Below are 18,114 nucleotides of genomic sequence, written 5' to 3'. Positions count from 1 at the left end.
CGCCTGGGCGGGTCAGACCTTGGCGAGGCGTTCGAGGGCGCCGCGGGCGACCTCCGGCCGGGTGGTGTACCAGAACGGCGGCAGCGAGCGGCGCAGGAAGGCTCCGTAGCCCCGCGCGGTCTCCAGCCGCGAGTCGAGCACCGCGACCACGCCCTTGTCGCCGGTCGACCGGATCAGCCGCCCCACCCCCTGCGCCAGCCGGACCGCGGCGATCGGCACGCTCACCGCGGCGAAACCGGATCCGCCGTTGGCGTCGACCGCGGCGGCCCGGGCCGCCGCGAGCGGCTCGTCCGGCCGGGGGAAGGGCAGCCGGTCGATGACCACCAGTTGGCAGGAGTCGCCGGGCACGTCGACGCCCTGCCACAGCGACATCACCCCGAACAGGCAGCTCGCCTTCTCCTCCCGGAACCGGCGTACCAGCAGCGGCAGCGCCTCCTCGCCCTGGAGCAGGACGGGCAGGTCGGTCCGCGCGCGCAGCAGCTCCGCCGCCTGCTGCGCGGCCCGTCGCGAGGAGAAGAGGCCGAGCGTACGCCCGCCGAGCGCGGTGACCAGCGCGAGCAGTTCCTCGCCGGCCGCGTCGGGCAGCCCGGAGACGCTGGGCCGGGGCAGGTGCGCGGCGACGTAGAGGATGCCCTGCCGCGCGTAGTCGAACGGCGAGCCGACGTCGAGCGAGCGCCACCCGGGCCCCGACGTCGCCGGCAGCCCGGGCGTGCCGGTCGCAGGACCAGGCGGCTCGCTCCCCGCCGACCCGGCGCGTCCGGTCGCCTCGCCGCCACCCGTGGCCCCGACCGGGCCGGCCCCGGCGGCCGATGTGACCCCGGCGCGCCCCGCCGGGTCGGTGCGGCCGGCGGAGCGGGCGGCGAGGGCCGCGGCGGCCGGTGACGGCGGGTCGGCCGGGGGCGCCTCCAGCCCGAGCGCCCGGGCCACCGTGTCGAACCGGCCGCCGAGCGTCAGGGTCGCCGAGGTGGCGACCACCGTGCGCTCGTCGTACAGGTGGGTGGCGAGGGTGCCGGCGACCGACAGCGGCGCGACCACCAGCGCCCGGCGGCCGGTGTTGTCGTTCTTCTCCACCCAGGCCACGTCGTGGTCGGCCTCCTCCAACAGTCGCTGGGCGGTGGCGGAGAGCTCGTCGAGCACCGCCTTGGCCTGTTGCTTGCGCACCGGATCGGGGTCGTCGGCCTTGATCTCGCCGATGCCGTCGAGCGCCGCCCGGGTGGCCGCGTCGAGCAGGGTGCACGCCTCGCGCAGCGCGGCCGGCAAGCCGGAGGTGATCCGCCCGGCCGGCGCCTCCGCCAGCCCGACCGCCAGGGCGTCGCCGGCCGCGGTGAGCGACTCGGCGGTCTCCGGGCGCAGCAGTGGGCGGGCCCGCTTCGCGGAGCGGTCGATCAGCTCCGGCACCAGCTCGGCCTGGGCGGCCGAGGAGACGCGGTCGGCCAGCTCGTGCGCCTCGTCCACGATGAGCAGCTTGTGCGGCGGCACGATGTGCCGGCCGGCGAGCATGTCCACGGCCAGCAGGCTGTGGTTGGTGACGACGATGTCGGCCTCGCGGGCCCGGGCGCGGGAGGCCTCGGCGAAGCACTCCGCGCCGAACGGGCAGCGGGCCGCGCCGACGCACTCCCGGGCCGGCATGGAGACCAACCGCCACGCCTGGTCGTCGACGCCCGGGTCCAGCTCGTCCCGGTCGCCGGTGTCGGTCTTCTCCGCCCAGTCGCGCAGCCGCTGGATCTGCTTGCCGAGCCGCCCCGCCTCGCCGAGCCACTTCGTGCCGCCGGTGGGGCGCGCCGCCGGGGCGTCGAAGAGCGTGTCCTCCGGCTCGTCCTCGGTGGAGTTGTCCAGCCGGGCCAGGCAGAGGTAGTGGTGCCGCCCCTTGAGCACGGCGAAGGTGGGCCGGCGGCCGAGCACCGGCTCCACGGCGTCGGCGAGCCGGGGCAGGTCGTGGTCGACCAGTTGGGACTGCAACGCCAGGGTGGCCGTGGAGACCACCACCGGGCCGTCCACGGTCAGCGCCGGGGTGAGGTAGGCCAGCGACTTGCCGGTGCCCGTGCCAGCCTGCACGAGCAGGTGCTCGCGCGCCCGCACGCACTCCTCGATGGCGGTGGCCATCTGCTGCTGACCTGGGCGCGCGGCGCCGCCGGGCACCGCGCCGACCGCGGCGGCGAGCAGCTCGGCCCCGCTCGGCCGGGAGCCCCGCCGGCGGCCTCCGGTGCGGGGCGAGGGGGCGGTGGAACCGGTGGCGAGGCGCGGAGTCACCGTGCGACGGTACCCGCCGCCGCCGACACCGGCCGTGCCGATCCGGGCGTGGCGTCGTCACGGTACGGAATCCCACGGGCCGAGTCCGGTAACTTCCGTGCGGCGACCGATGGGCGGTATCGGCTAGGGTGCGACTCATGCCGAGCGACGTGGTCCGCGTGATCTACCGCAAGTACGACGGCAGCGCCCACCGCGACTACCCGGCCCGCCGGCTGGCCGAGGACGACCTCGGCGTCTGGCTCGGCGTTACCGAGGGCACGAAGTCGGTCTACCACGGCCGGCCGTCGGTCGAGCAGATCCCGTTCGTGCTCCTGGTGCCCCACCAGGGCTGGTGGACCGGCATGTTCAACCCGCCGCCGCGCACCAGCGAGGTCTACTGCGACATCGCCAGCCCGGCCCGCTGGGAGGACGACCACACCGTCCACCTGATCGACCTGGACCTGGACGTGGTGCGCCGCCGGGCCACCGGCGCGGTCGAGCTGCGCGACGAGGACGAGTTCGCCGAGCACCGGGCCCGCTTCGGCTATCCGGACGACGTGGTGGCGGAGGCCGAGGCGGCGGCCCGGTGGCTCCTCGGCGCGCTCGGCGACGGCACCGAGCCGTTCGCCACGTCGTACCGGAAGTGGCTCGCCCTGGTGGTCTGAGCCGGCGCGGTCGCCGTGGCCGGGCGCGCCCGAGCGCCGCCACCGACACGGCGGCCCACGGGGCACCCACGCGGCGTCCGGGTGCCCGTGACGCGGTGCCGGGATGTCGCCGACCCGGCGCCGGGGTCACCAGCGTGGCGGCCAGCCGTCTTCGGCCCCCAGCGGCGGCACGTCGCGCAGCTTCTCCGGGTTGAGCTGGTGGAAGATCCCGGTCACCCGGCCGCCGTCCACCGCCAGGGCGGCGACCAGCCGCAGTGGCCGGCCGTCGGAGTGCACCGTCTCCATCTGCATCCCCAGCACGCCGTCGACGAGCACCGGGCGGGCGCGCACCGTGGCGCTGTAGCGGCCGGCCCGGCCGAAGAGGCCCAGGACGAACCGGGCCACCGCGTCGACGCCGACCACCGGGCGGCGGGCCGCCGGGAAGTGGCCGCCGCTGTCGCCGATGAGGACCACGCCCGGGGCGAGCACCCGCACCAGCGCGTCCAGGTCGCCCGACTCGACGGCGGCGACGAACGCGGCGACGACCCGGCGCTGCTCGGCCGGGTCGGCGGTGTCTCGGGGCGCGTCGGGCGCCTGCACCGCCCGGCGGGCCCGGGAGGCGAGCTGGCGGGCGGCGGCGTCGGTCGTGCCGAGCGCCTCGGCGATCCGGGGGAAGGGCACGGCGAAGACGTCGTGCAGCACGAAGGCGACCCGCTGCTCCGGCGTGAGCCGTTCCAGCACCACCATGAGCGCCGTGCCGACCTGGTCGGTGCGGACCGCGCGCTCCGCCGGGTCGGGCGCGAAGCCGTCGGTGCGCGGGCCCTGGTCGAGCGGGGTCACCACGGGCTCCGGCAGCCACTGGCCGGGGTACGTCTCCCGCCGCACCCGCGCCGAGCGCAGCACGTCCAGGCAGATCCGGGCGCAGGCGGTGGTCAGCCAGGCGCCGAGGTGCCGGATCTCGGCGCGGGCCGCCGGGTCGGCGAGCGCGGCGGCGTACCGCAGCCAGGTCTCCTGCACGGCGTCCTCGGCCTCGCTGCGGCTGCCGAGCATCCGGTACGCGACCGCCAGCAGCCGCCCCCGCTCGGCCTCGAACTCCGTCGCCAGATCCCGCACCCGAACCTCCCAGCACCGATCCGTCGCCCCATTCTCCCGCCACCCCGGCCCACCCACCGTCCCGCCTCGACGGGGCGGGGCTGGTACGCGGTGCCGGCGGACCGCGAGTGGTACCGCGACCGGGCGGTCGCGCACCTGCTCAGGGAGACGTTCGGCACCCCTCGATCTGGGGTATCCGCCTGCCGGTTTCGACGTCCGGCGGGAACGGGAGCGGCTACTGGGATCTGAGGGAAACGTCTCAGGTGAACGGCAGGTGAACGACCGATGAATGTGGCCCGACCAGGGGGAGGCCGCGGAATTCCCGCTTCCGTCGTTTCCTAGCATTCCCAGTCGGGCATCCCTCCGGGCGGCCGTACCCTTCCACCGACACGACGAGGTCCGTGCTGTGAAGTTTTCCTTCCGCCCGAACGAGGGCGCCTTCTACGAGCTCTTCACCAGGGCCGCGCAGAACCTGGTGAAGGGCACCGAACTGCTCAACGAGCTGGCCCTGCCCGGTGTGGAGGTGCAGTCGGTCAGCGAGCGGCTCACCGAGGTGGAGCACGACAGCGACCAGATCACCCACGAGCTCTACAAGAAGATCAACTCCACCTTCATCACGCCGTTCGACCGGGAGGACATCTACCGGCTCGGCTCGCTGCTGGACGACGTGATGGACCACCTCGAGGCGGTCGGCAACCTGCTCTACCTCTACGGGCTCACCAAGATCCCGTCGCTGCCCCGGGAGATGCACGAGCTGATCAACGTCCTCGACGCGCAGGCGAAGCTGACCGCAGAGGCCATGCCGCGGCTGAAGTCGATGAAGGACCTCGAGGACTACTGGATCGAGTGCAACCGGCTCGAGAACGACGGCGACCAGGCGTACCGGATGCTGCTGGTCCGCCTCTTCTCCGGCGAGTACGACGCACTGACCGTGCTGAAGATGAAGGAGGTCGCCGACGAGCTGGAGGCCGCCTGCGACTCCTTCGAGCACGTGGCGAACACCGTCGAGACCATCGCGGTCAAGGAGTCCTGATCCTGTGAGCCCCGAACTCATCGCCGTGCTGGCGGTGATCGCGGTGGCGTTGGCGTTCGACTACACCAACGGCTTCCACGACGCCGCCAACGCGATCGCGACCAGCATCTCCACCCGGGCGCTCACACCCCGGGTGGCCCTGGCCATGGCGGCGGTCGGCAACTTCATCGGCGCCCACTTCGGCGCCGAGGTGGCCAAGACCGTCGGCAGCGGCCTGGTGAAACTACCCACCGGGCAGGCCAGCCTCGGCATCGTCTTCGCCGGCGTGATCGGCGCGATCGTGTGGAACCTGATCACCTGGTACTTCGGCCTGCCGTCGTCCTCGTCGCACGCGCTGATCGGCGGACTGGTCGGCTCGACCGTCGCCGCGTCCGGCACCGTGCTCTGGAGCGGCATCGGGGAGAGCGTGATCATCCCGATGGTCCTCTCGCCGATGGTCGGCTTCCTGCTCGGTTACATCGTCATGATCGCCGTGCAGTGGATCTTCCGGAAGGGTCACCCCGGCAAGCTCAACCGAGGCTTCCGCTGGGCGCAGACCGCGTCGGCCGCCGCGATGTCGGTCGGCCACGGCATGCAGGACGCCGCCAAGACCATCGGCATCGTGGTGCTCGCCCTCTACGTGGGCGGCTACCAGAAGGACCCGAGCTTCATCCCGGAGTGGGCGTTCTGGACCTCGGCGGCCGTGCTGGCCGCCGGCACGTACGCCGGTGGGTGGCGGATCATCCGGACGCTCGGCCGGAAGATCATCGACCTGAAGCCGCCGGAGGGTTTCGCGGCCGAGACCGTGGCCAGCTCGGTGCTCTACTTCAACGCGCTGGTCCTCGGTGCCCCGATCTCGACCACCCACACGATCACCTCGGCGATCATGGGTGTCGGCGCCACCAAGCGGCTCTCCGCCGTGCGGTGGGGCGTGGCCGGCAACATCGTCGGCGCGTGGATCCTCACCTTCCCGGCCGCCGGCTCGATCGGCGCCCTGATGTACTTCCTGGCCCGCCCGCTCTTCAGCTGACGTGTAAGGAAGGGCCCCTTGTTAACGCTATAGCGTTAACAAGGGGCCCTTCCTTACACGGCTCCCGGCAGCACCGCCCGGCCGGCCGTGAGACAGGAACTAGGCTCGGCGCATGACGATCCACGCCGACGGCTTCCCCGCACCCCCGGCGCTGGTGGAGCACGCCCGCCGGTTCCGCGCCGAGGGCGCCACCCCGGCGGCGCCCCGGGTCGCGGCCACCGTGCTGCTGCTCCGCCCGGCCGGCGACGACTTCGAGGTGTACCTGATCCGACGGGTCGCCGCGATGGCCTTCGGCGGGATGTACGCCTTCCCCGGCGGCGGAGTCGACCCCTCGGACTCGCAGGCACACCTGGACTGGGCCGGCCCGACGCCGGCCGGCTGGGCCGAGCGGCTGGGGCTGACCCCGGCGGCCGCCCAGGCGGTGGTCTGCGCCGCCGCCCGCGAGGTGTTCGAGGAGGCCGGAGTCCTGCTCGCCGGCCCCGACGCCGGGGCCGTGGTGGGCGACGTGAGCGGCGACGACTGGGAGGCCGACCGGGTGGCGCTGGAGCAGCGCCGGGGCGGCTTCGCGGGCCTGCTCGCCCGGCGCGGGCTCACCCTCCGATCGGACCTGCTGCTGCCGTGGAGCCGGTGGATCACGCCGGAGTTCGAGCCGCGCCGCTTCGACACGTACTTCTTCGTGGCCCTCCTGCCCGAGGGGCAGCGGACCCGGGACGTCTCCGGCGAGGCCGACCACACCCTGTGGATCCGCCCGGCGGACGCCCTGGCCCGGGCGGAGGCGGGCGAGCTGACCATGCTGCCGCCGACCCTGGTGACCCTGGCCCAGGTGGCGGCCGGCGGCGACCTGGCCGGCGTCGCCGCGGCGGCGGCGACCCGGGACGCCGCCACCCCGGTCACCCCGCGCCTCGACGTGCCCGACGACGGCGAACCCCGCTTCGTGCTGGCCTGACCGCCGCACCCGCGCCGCCGTGTGCCGGCACTGCCGTGCGCCCGGGTCCCGGACCGACGGGACGGGGGGTCGGCCGACGGCCGACGGGGTCGGGAGCCGGGGGCGCAGGCGCCGACGGCGCCCCGCCCGGGACGGGGACGGGACGCCGGTGGGCGGGGACGGGGCCGGCTCAGCCGAAGCGGCCGGTGATGTAGTCCTCGGTCTTCTTCACCCCGGGGTTGCTGAAGATCTTCTGCGTGTTGTCGTACTCGATCAGGCGGCCCGGGTCGCCGGTCTTCTCGATGGAGAAGAAGGCGGTCCGGTCCGAGACGCGGGCGGCCTGCTGCATGTTGTGCGTGACGATGATGATGGTGAACTTGTCCTTGAGCTGGAACATCAGGTCCTCGATGGCCAGCGTGGAGATCGGGTCGAGCGCCGAGCAGGGCTCGTCCATCAGCACCACCTGCGGCTCGACCGCGATGGTCCGGGCGATGCAGAGCCGCTGCTGCTGACCGCCGGAGAGGCCGGCGCCGGGCTTGCCGAGCCGGTCCTTCACCTCGTCCCAGAGGTTGGCCGAGCGGAGCGCCTTCTCGGCCGCCTCGTCCAGGATCGACTTCTTGCGGACCCCGTTGAGCCGCAGGCCGGCCACCACGTTCTCGAAGATGCTCATGGTGGGGAACGGGTTCGGCCGCTGGAAGACCATGCCGATCATGCGGCGGACGGCGGTGACGTCGACGTCCCGGTCGTAGATGTCCTGGTCGTCGATGGTGAGGCTGCCCTCGACCCGGGCGCCGGGAAGCACCTCGTGCATCCGGTTGATCGATCGGAGGAAGGTGGACTTGCCGCAGCCGGACGGGCCGATCAGGGCGGTCACCGTCTTCGGCTCGACCGTCAGGTTGATGTTCTCGATCGCCTTGAAGGCGCCGTAGTAGGCGGTCACGTTCGAGGCTTCGATGCGCTTGGCCATGGTGGTGGTACCTCCGGGGTTCATCGGCCGAGCCGGTTGCGGCGGGCCAGCAGCTTCGCCGCGACGGTCAGGATCAGCACGAGGGCGACCAGGGTGAGTGCCGCCGTCCACGCCCGCGCCGGCGCGTACCGGGACGCGTCGCCCGCCTGCTGGTAGACGAAGAGGGCCAGCGACGACTGGTTGTTCTCGAACGGGTTGAAGTTGATCGCCGCGCCGCCGCCGGCGACGAGCAGCACCGGAGCGGTCTCGCCGGCCGCGCGGGCGATGGCGAGCATGACGCCGGTGACGATGCCCGGCAGCGCGGTGGGCAGCACGACCCGCAGGATGGTCTTCCACTTCGGCACGCCGAGGGCGTACGCCCCCTCGCGCAGCGGCGCCGGGACGAGACGCAGCATCTCCTCGGTGGAGCGGACCACGGTGGGCAGCATCAGCACGCTCAGCGCGAGCGCGGCGGCGAAGCCGGAGAAGCTCGGCCGGCCGTCGTTGAACCACGGCGAGACGATCAGCACCCAGAACGCCAGCACGAACAGGCCGGCGACGATCGACGGGATGCCCGTCATGACGTCCACGAAGAACCGGATCGCGAAGGCGAACCGGCCCCGGCCGTACTCGACGACGTAGATCGCGCAGAGGATGCCGAGCGGGACGGTGATCAGGGCGGCGATGCCGACCTGCTGCAACGTGCCGACGATCGCGTGGTACGCCCCGCCGTTCGGGTCGCGGGCGCCGATGTTGTTCATCGAGGTGAGGAAGAAGTCGCCGTCCAGCCGCTCGGCGCCCTTGCTGACCAGCGTCCAGACCACCGAGGCCAGCGGCAGGACGGCCAGCACGAACGCGGAGTGGATCAGAGCGCTCCAGGTGCGGTTGCGGGCCGAGCGCCGCCCCTCGACGCGGTTCGCCGCGACGAAGAGGCCGGCCAGGTAGAGCAGCGCGCCGAGCACCACGACCAGCACGGGGCCGCCGGTGTCGGTGCCGTACACGAAGGCGGCGGCGACCAGCAGGGCGGCCGCCGCGACGGCCGGCGCGGCGTACCTCGGCAGCCGCCGGGCCTTGAGGGTGGGCGGCTGCGCGGGCGGACGGTTCCGGTGCGAAGCGACGGTGGTCATGCGGCCGACTCCGTGAACTCCCGGCGGCGGTGGATGATCGCCCGCGCCGTGATGTTGACGATCAGCGTGATGGCGAAGAGCACCAGACCGGAGGCGATCAGCGCGCCCCGACCCGTGTCGTTCGCCTCGCCGAACGTGTTGGCGATGTTGGCGGCGATGGTGTTGCCGCCGCTCTCGATGAGGTTGAACGAGATGTTGAAGGTGATGCCGAGGGTCATCGCCAGGGCGATGGTCTCACCGAGCGCCCGGCCCAGGCCGAGCATCACCGCGGCGACGATGCCGGGGCGGCCGTAGGGCAGCACCGCGGTGCGGATCATCTCCCAGCGGGTGGCGCCGAGGGCGAGGGCGGCCTCCTCGTTGGCGGTCGGGGTCTGCAGGAACACCTCGCGGGAGAGCGACGTGATGATCGGCAGCACCATGATCGCCAGGACCAGCGCGCCCAGCATGATGGACTTCCCGAACGGGCCGTCGCCGCCGAAGATCGGGATCCACCCGAAGTACGTGTTCAGCCAGGCGGAGAAGTCCCGGACCGGGCTGATGAAGACGTCCCGGCCCCAGAGGCCGAAGACCACGCTCGGCACCGCGGCCAGCAGGTCGATCAGGAAGCCCAGCGTGGTGCCGAGCCGGCGCGGCGCGTAGTGGGACAGGTAGAGCGCGATCCCCAGGGCCACCGGCACCGCCATCAGCAGGGCCAGGGCGGAGCTGAGCACGGTGCCGAAGGCGAGCGCCCCGATGCCGAACTTCGGCTCCGCGTCGTTCGGGAACCAGCCCTCGAAGGTCCAGAAGCCCTCGGTGTTGGCCCGCAGCGCCGGCACGGCCTTGGCGATCAGGAAGACCGCGATCGCGGCGATGATGACCAGGACGGCGACGCCGGCGGCCAGGGTGAGGCCCCGGAAGGCCCGCTCTGCGCCGAACGCCCGGGCCCGGGGCAGCGCGCCACCGCCGCCCAGCCCGGCTCCGTCCGGGGTACGGGTGCTGACTGGTGGCTCGGCCAGACGCGCCGAGGCACCGGCGGGCCGCTCGTGACCTTCGGTCACGCGGGTCCCGCCGGTGCCGGCGTCGGCCGAGCGCTGAGGGGTTTCACCCATCTGCTCGCTCGCTTCGAGTTGAGGTGGTGGTGATGGTGTCGGTGAGGCGGGTCAGGCGAGGTTCTTGACCGCGGCCTCGACCTTGGTGCGGACCGACTCGGGCAGCGGGGCGTAGCCCAGCTCGGTGAGGTCGGCCTGGCCGGCGGTGCTGGCGGCGTGGCCGAGGAAGCCCTTGACCAGCGGCAGCTTGTCGGCGGCGAGGCCCTTGGTGCAGACGATCTCGTAGGTCACCAGGACGATCGGGTAGGCCCCGGCCTCCTTGGTGTTGTAGTCGATCTTCATCTTGAGGTCGTCGCCCTGGCCGACCACCTCGGCGCCGGCGATGGTCTTACCGGCCGACTCGGCGGTCAGCTCGGCGAACTCACCCGCACCGTTGCCGACCTTGGCGGTCTTGAGGCCGCCGTTCTCGGCGTACGACCACTCGACGTAGCCGATGGTGCCGTCCTGGCCCTTGATGGCGCTGGCCACGCCGTCCGACTTGGCCGCACCGGTGCCGCCCGGGGCCTTCCACTCCTTGGCCTTGCCGAAGGTCCAGTCGGACGCGGCGGTCTTGGCGAGGAAGTCGGTGAAGTTGTCGGTGGTGCCGGAGGAGTCCGAGCGGTGCACCGCGTTGATGGCGGTCGACGGCAGGGTGGCGCCCGGGTTGTCGGCCTTGATGGCCGGGTCGTCCCACTTGGTCACCTTGCCGGCGAAGATCTTCGCCAGGGTGGCCGGCTTGAGCTGGAGGTTGTCCACGCCGTTGACGTTGTAGGCGATGGCGACCGGGCCGATGACCATCGGCAGGTTGATCGCGGCGCCGCCGACGCACTTGGCGTTGGCCTGCGGCTGCTCCTCCTCCTTGAGGGCGGAGTCCGAGCCGGCGAAGTCGGCGGTGCCGGCGATGAAGGCCTGGATGCCGGCGCCCGAGCCGGACGGCTCGTAGTTGATCTTCGCACCGGAGCACTTCTGCTGGTACGCCTTGATCCACTCGTCCATGGCGTTCTTCTGCGCCGACGAGCCCTGGGCGTTCAGCGTGCCGGTGGCGCAGTCGGCGGCGGCGGCCGACCCGGAGGCGGAGGCGCTGCTCGCGGGCTCGTTGTTGTCCGAGCCGCATGCGCTGAGAGCGAGCGTCGCGGTAAGAGCGAGGCAGGCGAGAGTGCCGTGCCGCTGGAGCTTCACCTGAGGGGTTTCCCTTCACGTCTGACTTCGCACCCGGATTGGGGGCCCGGGGTGCCGGCGCTGACCGGCTGGTCCAAAAGTTAGGAGCGCCAGGTAGCCGGTTCGCCGGTCGCACGTGAACGCGAGGTGAACAGGTGCGGCAGTGCAGGTGACCGCTCGCTGAGGGTGAGTTGTCCGTTAAGTGAACCCGGAAGCCCCTGTCGGAAGTATGGGCATTTTTCCGGTAGGCCGTTATCTCGCCGACGCGCCGCCGTTATCCGCCGGTGACCGCTGGCCCGGGCGTGTCGGACACAACCGGACCTCACGGGTGCCGCCGCCCGGCCGCTGTCGAGCTGCCCTCACAGATGGGGCAGACGTGCCGCCGCAGACGGCCGAGCTTGGCGTGACGGATGGTCCCACAGATGGGGCAGCTCGACAGTGCCCACGCCACCCGACCCACCTGGATCTGCCGACAGCGGGTCGACGGGTCGCCACCCCGCAGCCGACACCACACCAAAGCCACGCCGACGCCTCACAACGCCGCTTTGCGGACGCCTCGCCACAGCCGTACCCCACAACCGACATCCAGGCACGGACGTCACGCGACCACCGACGGGGTGTGGCCCGGCCGGTGTCCGTCAGGCCGACTGGTAGTTCACGTGCGCGGACCAGCGGGCGAAGCCGAGCCGCTCGTAGAGGGCCACCGCGGCGGTGTTCGACTCGTCGACGTAGAGCATGACCCGGTCCAGGCCCCGTCGGTCCCGCAGGTACGCCAGGCCGGCCGCCGTCAGCGCCCGGCCCAGCCCGCCCCGGTGCGTCGCCGGGTCCACCCCGAGGACGTAGACCTCGCCGATCCGGGCCGAGCCGGGGCGCTCGTGGACCTTCGTCCAGTGGAAGCCGACCAGCCGGCCGGTGGCCGCCTCGACGGCAAGCAGGAAGCCGTCCGGGTCGAACCACGGCTCGGCGAGGCGTACCCGCAGGTCGGCGGGGGACCAACGGCCCTGCTCGGGGTGCTCGGCGAAGGCCCGCGCGTTGAGGGCGAGCCAGGCGGCGTCGTCGTCACCCGGCCGGAACGCGCGCAGCGTCACCCCGTCCGGCAGCCGGGGCTCGGGGATCGGCGCGGTCAGCGGCCGGCGCAGTTGCCAGAGCACCCGTGCCCGGCGCAGGCCCAGGTCGACGGCGAGGGCGGCGGCGGATGGGTGGTCGCCGTGCGCCCAGACCCGCAGCGGGCCGCCGGCCGCCGCCAGCACGCCCCGGGCCAGCGCCCGTCCCGCCCCGCGCCGCCGGTGCGCCGGGTGCACCGCCAACTCCACGCCCGTCCCGGCCTCGCCGTCGGTGGTGTCCAGGTGGGCGTACCCGGTCAGCGTCCCGTCGGCGGCCCGGGCGGTCAGGTGCACCGCGGCCGCGTCCGGGTCCCGCAGCCGGAGCAGGACGTGCTCGTCGAACGGGTCCGCCCCGTCGGTGTCGCCGGCGGCCCCCGCGAGCGCCAGTACGTCGGCGATCTGCGCGGGGCTGAGGCGGTCGGTCCGGGTCACCTGCTGGCTGGTCGGTGCGGCGCTGCTCATGTCGTCACCGTAGTCCGGTCGGCCGCCGGTCCCGCCGACCTTCAACCGGCCCGCCGGCTGGTGTAGCGGGGGTCACGTCGGCGGGCCGGGCGGGCGACCACGCCGGGCGGTCCGCCGAGCCTCACGTCGCGCCGTTGGGCAGCGCCGCCACCTTGAACCGGCTGGTCAGGGCCGGCAGGATCTCGTGCAGCGCGTCCACTGTGCCCTGTCGGTCGCCGCCGGCGTCGTGCAGCAGCACGACCGAGCCGGGTTCGACGCTGGTGAGAACCATCCCGGCGATCCGGTCGGCCCCCGGCGTCTCCCAGTCCGCCGGGTCGACCGTCCAGTGCAGCGGGGTCATCCCGAGTTCCCGGGCCACGGACACCACCGAGCGGGTCCAGGCTCCGCCGGGTTGGCGGTAGTACGCGATCGGGGCGTTCGGCACGGCCGCCCGGATCGCCTCGCTGGTACGCAGCAGGTCCGCCCGGATGGCGTTCGGCGACTGCTGGCCGAGGGTGACGTCGTGGTTCCAGGTGTGGTTGCACAGGGTGTGCCCGTCGGCCACTATCGCCCGGATCAGGTCGGGGTGGCTCTGTGCGTTCTCGCCCACCACGCAGAAGGTGGCCCGGACGTGGTGCTCGCGGAGCAGGGCGAGCACCTGCGGGGTGTACTGCGGGTCCGGTCCGTCGTCGAAGGTCAGCGCGACCTGCGACGTGCCGCTGGTGGTCTGCGTGCCGTACGGCCCGTCGGCCCCGGTCGGGGTGCCGCTCGGGGTGCCGCTCGGGCTGGCGCCGTCCTGCCCGGCCACCGCGGGCCCGGTGCTCCGGTCGTCGCCGGGCGTGGGCCGGTCGGGGTCGTCCGTCGGCGGCTGGTCAGCGTAGTGCTGGCCGGTGCTGGTCGTCACGTCGGAGGCGGGCCGGTCGGGGACCAGGCTGCGGCCGAGCGCGTACGCGGTGCCCAGCAGGGCGGTCACGACCAGCACGACGATGCCGACGGCGCGCACGGCGGAGGGGTCCCGGATAGTCGTGCCTGTCCGTGCCGAACCGTTGCCCCCGTGGTCGATGCGCACGCCGCCGCCCCCCTTTGCTAGCAAACCCGGCAGTCAGACTAAAACCGACGAGCTATGCCAAAGGGGGCGTACGCGAAATAGTTCCCCGGAAGGGGAGGAGGGTTCAGACGGGCAGCGGGGCGTGCTCCGACTCCGGCAGCGACCGGGGCGGCGGCACGACGAACTTGTAGCCCACCTGCCGCACCGTGCCGATCATCGACTCGTACTCGGAGCCGAGCTTCGCCCGCAGCCGCCGGACGTGCACGTCGACCGTGCGGGTGCCGCCGAAGTAGTCGTAGCCCCAGACCTCCCGCAGGAGCTGGTCCCGGGTGAACACCCGGCCGGGGTGCTGCGCCAGGAACTTCAGCAGCTCGAACTCCTTGTAGGTCAGGTCGAGCGGCCGGCCCTTCAGCTTCGCGGCGTACGTGTCCGGGTCGATGGTGAGCTCGCCGGCGCGGATCGAGCCGCCGGCGCCGGACGTCGCGTTGCTCAGCCGGCCGACCGCCAGCCGCAGCCGGGCCTCCACCTCGGCCGGGCCCGCCGAGGCGAGGATGACGTCGTCGACGCCCCAGTCCGCGTTGAGCGCGATCAGCCCGGCCTCGGTGACCACCGCGACCAGCGGCACGCCGAGCCCGGTGGCGTGCAGCATCCGGCAGGTGGCCCGGGCCTCGCTCAGCTCGGAACGGGCGTCGACCAGCACCGCGTCCGGGCTGGGGCCGGCCACCAGGGTGCGGACGTCGCGCGGCGCGGTGCGGACCGAGTGCGGCAGCAGGTCGAGTGCCGGCAGCACAGCGGATGCTTCGCCGGCGCGTGCGGTCACCAGCAGCAGGATCTCCACGATCACCTCCGTCCCGGCGGCCGTCGGCCGCGCGCGACCAGCGCTTTCCGCAGGGGGGTGTGGCGCTGATGAACTTGCGTGGGTCCCGGCGTCGCTGACGGGCGGGTAGCGGCTTGAGCGTAACCGATGGTCCCAGCGTCACCTCCGCGTCCTTTCCCGTTTGCCCGGCTTGCCCATGATCGCGCCTCAGGTTTTAACGTTGCCGAAACCGTGACCTCCGCGCCGGCCGGCCGGTCTGGCACGATCGGGGCGTGTTTCCCTCCAGTTCGCCCGAGACCGGCCGCGACCCGTGGTCCGACGGGCCCCGCCCGGGGCCGTCGGGCCCGTCCCGTGGCCAGCCGCCGGCGCCGCGCACCGGGCCGGCCCCAGACGACGACGGCGCCCGCCGCGAGCGCGGCGGGCCGCGTCGCGCCCGCCGCGGTGGCGAGCCGCCGCGCCGGCCCGACGACGAGGCGGACGCCGAGCCGGACGAGGAGGTGGTCGAGCCGGTCGAGGTGCGCCGCCCGCTCGCGCTGGCCGTCGCCGGGTTCGCGGTCCTGCTCGGCATCGGCCTGGTGCTCGGGGCGCAGACCTCCGGCCCGGGCCACCGGCTGCCGTTCGCGGGCATCGTCCTCGGCGTGCAACTGCTCTTCGTGCTGGCCTGGACGATGGCCATGCGGCCGCCGGCGCTGCTGCTGGTCGCCCTGGTCAGCGTGGCCGCCGCGGTCGCGGCCGACGCCGCCGCCGTGCAGACGGACGTCGCCGGACTGGCGCCGCTGGGCTACGTCGCGGCGGGCGCCTTCCTCCTCGGGGTGCTCGGCCAACTCGTCCGGCGGGTCGACCGCGTGCGGGTGACCGACTCCCTGGGCGGCACCCTGCTGATCGTGGTGGGCGTCGTCGCCTTCGCCACCCTGATCACGCTCAGCCGGATCCCGGCCGGCACCCAGGCCATCACCGTCTGCCTCACCGCCAGCGGGGTCGCGCTCACCGTCGCCCGGCTCACCGACGCGGTGGCGCCCTGGCCGCGGCTGGCGCCGCAGGTGCCCCGGGGCGCGGCCGGCGTGGTCGGCGGCGCCATGGTCGGCACGCTGGTCAGCGCCGTCCTCGGCAGCTACCTGGTGACGCCCTTCACCCCCACCAGGGCCGCGATCATCGGCCTGGTCGCGGCGGTCGCCGCCGTGCTGGCCGACCTCGCCGTGGGGTACGCGGAGGCGGGCCGGCTGATGGCGGGGGAGCCGCCGACCATGTGGGTGGCCCGGCACATGCAGGGGCCACTCGGCGGCTTCGCCCTCGCCGCGCCGGCCGCGTACGCCATGTGCAAGCTGGTCCTCTGACGCGCGGTTGAGGATTTCCCCGTCCGGGTACCACCGATAGGCCGCTACGCGGCACCCCGGGCACTCACGACAGGAGGCGGCGTGGCGCAGGATCACACGTACGAGGAGCGGCCCCGTCGACGCGGGCGCAAGGTGCTCGTCACCCTCGTCGTCCTGCTGCTGGTCGTCGGCGGCCTGCTCGTCGTGGCCGACCGGGTCGCGGCCGGGGTGGCCGAGCGCGCCATCGCCGACCAGATCCGGCAGGAGGTCGCCAAGCAGGGGGCGCAGTCCTCGGCGCCGGAGGTCGAGGTCGGCGGCTTCCCGTTCCTCACCCAGGTGCTCGACGGCCGGTACGAGCGCATCTCCATCGGGCTGCGGGACGTGCAGGGCCCGGTGCAGGGCGACGTGGTCGCGCTGCCGAAGCTCGACGTGGACGCCCGCAACGTCCGCGCGTCGCTGGACACGATCCGCTCGGGGCAGGGTGACGTGGTCGCCGAGACGGTCGACGGCACCGGCACCATCAGCTACGACAGCCTCGCCAAGCTGCTCGACCGGCCCGGGTTGACCCTCGGCGAGCAGGGCGGCCGGCTCGCCGTCACCGCCCCGGTCGACATCCTCGGCCAGCGGCTCACCGTGACCGGCACCGCCGACATCATCGTCGGCAAGGAGGGGCAGGTGGCGCTGCGCTTCAACGACCTGAACGCCGAGGGGCTGCCGAACGTGCCGCTGGCCCGGGCGATGCTCAACAACTACGCCAAGAGCATCTCGGTCGACGTACCCCTGCCCGACCTGCCGTTCCAGCTCGCCATCCGGGAGGTCCGGCCGCTGCCCGAGGGGCTGGCGGTGACTGCGGACGCGAAGAACGTTCCGATCAACTCGGCCGCCGGCTGAGCCGCCGGCGGTCCGCCCGCCGGCGCGAGCGCGGGGGCGACGCGACCGGGAGTGACGGGCCGGTGGCGCGGCGGCGTCCCGGATGCTGGTCGGTCCGGTGGCGTCATCGGGCGTGGCTGATAGGCTCCCTGCCCATGGGGACGCTCCTCACCAAACGGCGCGCGGTCGACCTGTGCCGCGTGGCCACCTGCCTGTGTCGCCCCGTCATCTGACGGCGGGGCTGTCCTCGGCTGCCTGGCGCAGCCAGCGGCACTCAGGGTCCGCGTACCCCCGGTGCTCTCCCACCGAACGCCCGGCAGCGGCGCCGTCGCACGAACCCGTGATCCGTTTCTCGCTATGGGTCCCGCGCGTGGTGCGACAGTCATGTTCATCGCTCTCCGCGCGTTGGCTCACCATCCATCCTCACCAGGGAGTGATCTGATGAGTCGCGACACCGCACTCGTCTCGGCCGAGTGGGCCGAGAAGAACATCGACGCCCCGGGCGTCGTCTTCGTCGAGGTCGACGAGGACACCTCGGCCTACGACACCGGCCACATCGCCGGCGCGATCAAGCTGGACTGGAAGACCGACCTGCAGGACCAGGTGCGCCGGGACTTCGTCAACAAGAGCCAGTTCGAGGCCCTGCTCTCCGAGCGCGGCATCGGCAACGACGACACCGTCATCCTCTACGGCGGCAACAACAACTGGTTCGCCGCGTACGCGTACTGGTACTTCAAGCTCTACGGCCACCGCGACGTGAAGCTGCTCGACGGCGGCCGCAAGAAGTGGGAGCTGGACGCCCGCCCGCTGGTGACCGACGCGGTGACCCGCCCGGCGACGCAGTACGTGGCGCAGGAGCCGGACACCTCCATCCGGGCCTTCCGCGACGAGGTCGTGGCCGCGATCGGCACCAAGAACCTGGTCGACGTGCGCAGCCCCGACGAGTTCGCGGGCCGGCTGCTCGCCCCCGCCCACCTGCCGCAGGAGCAGGCGCAGCGGGCCGGGCACATCCCCACCGCGATCAGCGTGCCGTGGTCGAAGGCGGCCAACGAGGACGGCACCTTCAAGTCCGACGACGAGCTGCGCAAGATCTACGCCGACGCCGGGCTGGACGACAGCCGGGAGACCATCGCGTACTGCCGGATCGGCGAGCGCTCCTCGCACAGCTGGTTCGTGCTCCAGGAGCTGCTCGGGCACCGCAACGTGAAGAACTATGACGGATCCTGGACCGAGTACGGCTCACTGGTCGGCGTGCCGGTCGCGCTCGGCGACGAGCCCGGGGAGGCCTGAGC

General features: G+C 73.2%; 17 protein-coding genes. 8 read left to right on the top strand and 9 right to left on the bottom strand.

Annotation, left to right across the window (positions count from 1 at the left end; translation table 11 throughout):
* Positions 1-12: 12 nt before the first annotated feature.
* Positions 13-2,139 (bottom strand): ATP-dependent DNA helicase, encoded by a 2,127-nt coding sequence (locus tag ACZ6Q9_RS18800; protein ID WP_396829182.1) that lies wholly within the window; start codon positions 2,137-2,139, stop codon positions 13-15.
* Positions 2,140-2,387: 248 nt separating this feature from the next.
* Between ACZ6Q9_RS18800 and ACZ6Q9_RS18795 the strand changes: the two genes are divergently transcribed.
* Positions 2,388-2,894: a DUF402 domain-containing protein gene (locus ACZ6Q9_RS18795; protein ID WP_350706906.1), complete on the top strand. Its 507-nt coding sequence runs from the start codon at positions 2,388-2,390 to the stop codon at positions 2,892-2,894.
* 126 nt (positions 2,895-3,020) lie between these two features.
* Here the strand turns inward: ACZ6Q9_RS18795 and sigJ are convergent, their stop codons facing one another.
* Entirely contained in the window at positions 3,021-3,986 is a 966-nt protein-coding gene (gene sigJ, locus ACZ6Q9_RS18790) for an RNA polymerase sigma factor SigJ (RefSeq protein ID WP_393457246.1), read from the bottom strand.
* Positions 3,987-4,371: 385 nt separating this feature from the next.
* Between sigJ and ACZ6Q9_RS18785 the strand changes: the two genes are divergently transcribed.
* The 3 genes from ACZ6Q9_RS18785 (at position 4,372) to ACZ6Q9_RS18775 (ending at position 6,953) form a co-directional block, all read left to right on the top strand.
* Positions 4,372-4,998, top strand: a complete 627-nt coding sequence (locus ACZ6Q9_RS18785) for a DUF47 domain-containing protein (RefSeq protein WP_350706910.1) — start codon at positions 4,372-4,374, stop codon at positions 4,996-4,998.
* A gap of 4 nt (positions 4,999-5,002) precedes the next feature.
* Positions 5,003-6,007: an inorganic phosphate transporter gene (locus ACZ6Q9_RS18780; protein ID WP_393264673.1), complete on the top strand. Its 1,005-nt coding sequence runs from the start codon at positions 5,003-5,005 to the stop codon at positions 6,005-6,007.
* 112 nt (positions 6,008-6,119) lie between these two features.
* Positions 6,120-6,953, top strand: coding sequence for an NUDIX hydrolase (locus ACZ6Q9_RS18775; protein WP_393264675.1), 834 nt, complete (start codon positions 6,120-6,122; stop codon positions 6,951-6,953).
* A gap of 169 nt (positions 6,954-7,122) precedes the next feature.
* On the opposite strand, the gene pstB is transcribed toward ACZ6Q9_RS18775, so the two are convergent.
* From pstB to ACZ6Q9_RS18740, 7 genes are all read right to left on the bottom strand, one after another.
* Complete coding sequence (pstB, locus tag ACZ6Q9_RS18770) at positions 7,123-7,899, bottom strand: phosphate ABC transporter ATP-binding protein PstB (protein ID WP_350684604.1); 777 nt, start codon at positions 7,897-7,899, stop codon at positions 7,123-7,125.
* A gap of 20 nt (positions 7,900-7,919) precedes the next feature.
* Positions 7,920-9,005, bottom strand: a complete 1,086-nt coding sequence (gene pstA / locus ACZ6Q9_RS18765) for a phosphate ABC transporter permease PstA (protein WP_393457252.1) — start codon at positions 9,003-9,005, stop codon at positions 7,920-7,922.
* On the bottom strand, positions 9,002-10,093 hold the full coding sequence (gene pstC, locus ACZ6Q9_RS18760) for a phosphate ABC transporter permease subunit PstC (RefSeq protein ID WP_393457255.1): 1,092 nt from the start codon (positions 10,091-10,093) through the stop codon (positions 9,002-9,004). The genes pstA and pstC overlap by 4 nt, the downstream gene beginning before the upstream one ends.
* Positions 10,094-10,144: 51 nt before the next feature.
* The gene (pstS, locus tag ACZ6Q9_RS18755; protein WP_393264680.1) at positions 10,145-11,251 is read right to left on the bottom strand and encodes a phosphate ABC transporter substrate-binding protein PstS; all 1,107 of its coding nucleotides are present in this window, start codon (positions 11,249-11,251) and stop codon (positions 10,145-10,147) included.
* A 617-nt stretch (positions 11,252-11,868) separates the two neighbouring features.
* A complete protein-coding gene (gene mshD, locus ACZ6Q9_RS18750) occupies positions 11,869-12,795 on the bottom strand; it encodes a mycothiol synthase (protein ID WP_393457261.1) in 927 nt (308 codons plus the stop codon).
* A 121-nt stretch (positions 12,796-12,916) separates the two neighbouring features.
* Positions 12,917-13,777: a polysaccharide deacetylase family protein gene (locus ACZ6Q9_RS18745; RefSeq protein ID WP_393457264.1), complete on the bottom strand. Its 861-nt coding sequence runs from the start codon at positions 13,775-13,777 to the stop codon at positions 12,917-12,919.
* Positions 13,778-13,946: 169 nt separating this feature from the next.
* On the bottom strand, positions 13,947-14,666 hold the full coding sequence (locus tag ACZ6Q9_RS18740; protein ID WP_393264688.1) for a winged helix-turn-helix transcriptional regulator: 720 nt from the start codon (positions 14,664-14,666) through the stop codon (positions 13,947-13,949).
* 245 nt (positions 14,667-14,911) lie between these two features.
* On the opposite strand from ACZ6Q9_RS18740, the gene ACZ6Q9_RS18735 reads away from it, so the two are divergent.
* From ACZ6Q9_RS18735 to ACZ6Q9_RS18720, 4 genes are all read left to right on the top strand, one after another.
* The gene (locus ACZ6Q9_RS18735; RefSeq protein ID WP_393264691.1) at positions 14,912-15,973 is read left to right on the top strand and encodes a hypothetical protein; all 1,062 of its coding nucleotides are present in this window, start codon (positions 14,912-14,914) and stop codon (positions 15,971-15,973) included.
* Positions 15,974-16,054: 81 nt separating this feature from the next.
* On the top strand, positions 16,055-16,843 hold the full coding sequence (locus ACZ6Q9_RS18730) for an LmeA family phospholipid-binding protein (RefSeq protein WP_393264693.1): 789 nt from the start codon (positions 16,055-16,057) through the stop codon (positions 16,841-16,843).
* Positions 16,844-16,977: 134 nt separating this feature from the next.
* Complete coding sequence (locus ACZ6Q9_RS18725; RefSeq protein ID WP_311202345.1) at positions 16,978-17,055, top strand: Ms5788A family Cys-rich leader peptide; 78 nt, start codon at positions 16,978-16,980, stop codon at positions 17,053-17,055.
* Between the two features lie 208 nt (positions 17,056-17,263).
* The gene (locus tag ACZ6Q9_RS18720; RefSeq protein ID WP_357696311.1) at positions 17,264-18,112 is read left to right on the top strand and encodes a sulfurtransferase; all 849 of its coding nucleotides are present in this window, start codon (positions 17,264-17,266) and stop codon (positions 18,110-18,112) included.
* The last annotated feature ends 2 nt before the right edge of the window (positions 18,113-18,114 follow it).

Source organism: Micromonospora sp. NPDC049139 (assembly GCF_055586845.1).
Note: the sequence above shows the minus strand (reverse complement) of the source record. Positions and strands in the feature narration are given on the sequence as shown.

What these genes read in the sequence shown, in the direction of transcription:
- ACZ6Q9_RS18795 (WP_350706906.1), top strand. Translation starts at nt 2,388, where the DNA reads ATGCCGAGCGACGTGGTCCGCGTGATCTACCGCAAGTACGACGGCAGC.
- ACZ6Q9_RS18775 (WP_393264675.1), top strand. Translation starts at nt 6,120, where the DNA reads ATGACGATCCACGCCGACGGCTTCCCCGCACCCCCGGCGCTGGTGGAG.
- pstB (WP_350684604.1), bottom strand. Translation starts at nt 7,899, where the DNA reads ATGGCCAAGCGCATCGAAGCCTCGAACGTGACCGCCTACTACGGCGCC.
- pstA (WP_393457252.1), bottom strand. Translation starts at nt 9,005, where the DNA reads ATGACCACCGTCGCTTCGCACCGGAACCGTCCGCCCGCGCAGCCGCCC.
- pstC (WP_393457255.1), bottom strand. Translation starts at nt 10,093, where the DNA reads ATGGGTGAAACCCCTCAGCGCTCGGCCGACGCCGGCACCGGCGGGACC.
- mshD (WP_393457261.1), bottom strand. Translation starts at nt 12,795, where the DNA reads ATGAGCAGCGCCGCACCGACCAGCCAGCAGGTGACCCGGACCGACCGC.
- ACZ6Q9_RS18725 (WP_311202345.1), top strand. Translation starts at nt 16,978, where the DNA reads ATGGGGACGCTCCTCACCAAACGGCGCGCGGTCGACCTGTGCCGCGTG.
- ACZ6Q9_RS18720 (WP_357696311.1), top strand. Translation starts at nt 17,264, where the DNA reads ATGAGTCGCGACACCGCACTCGTCTCGGCCGAGTGGGCCGAGAAGAAC.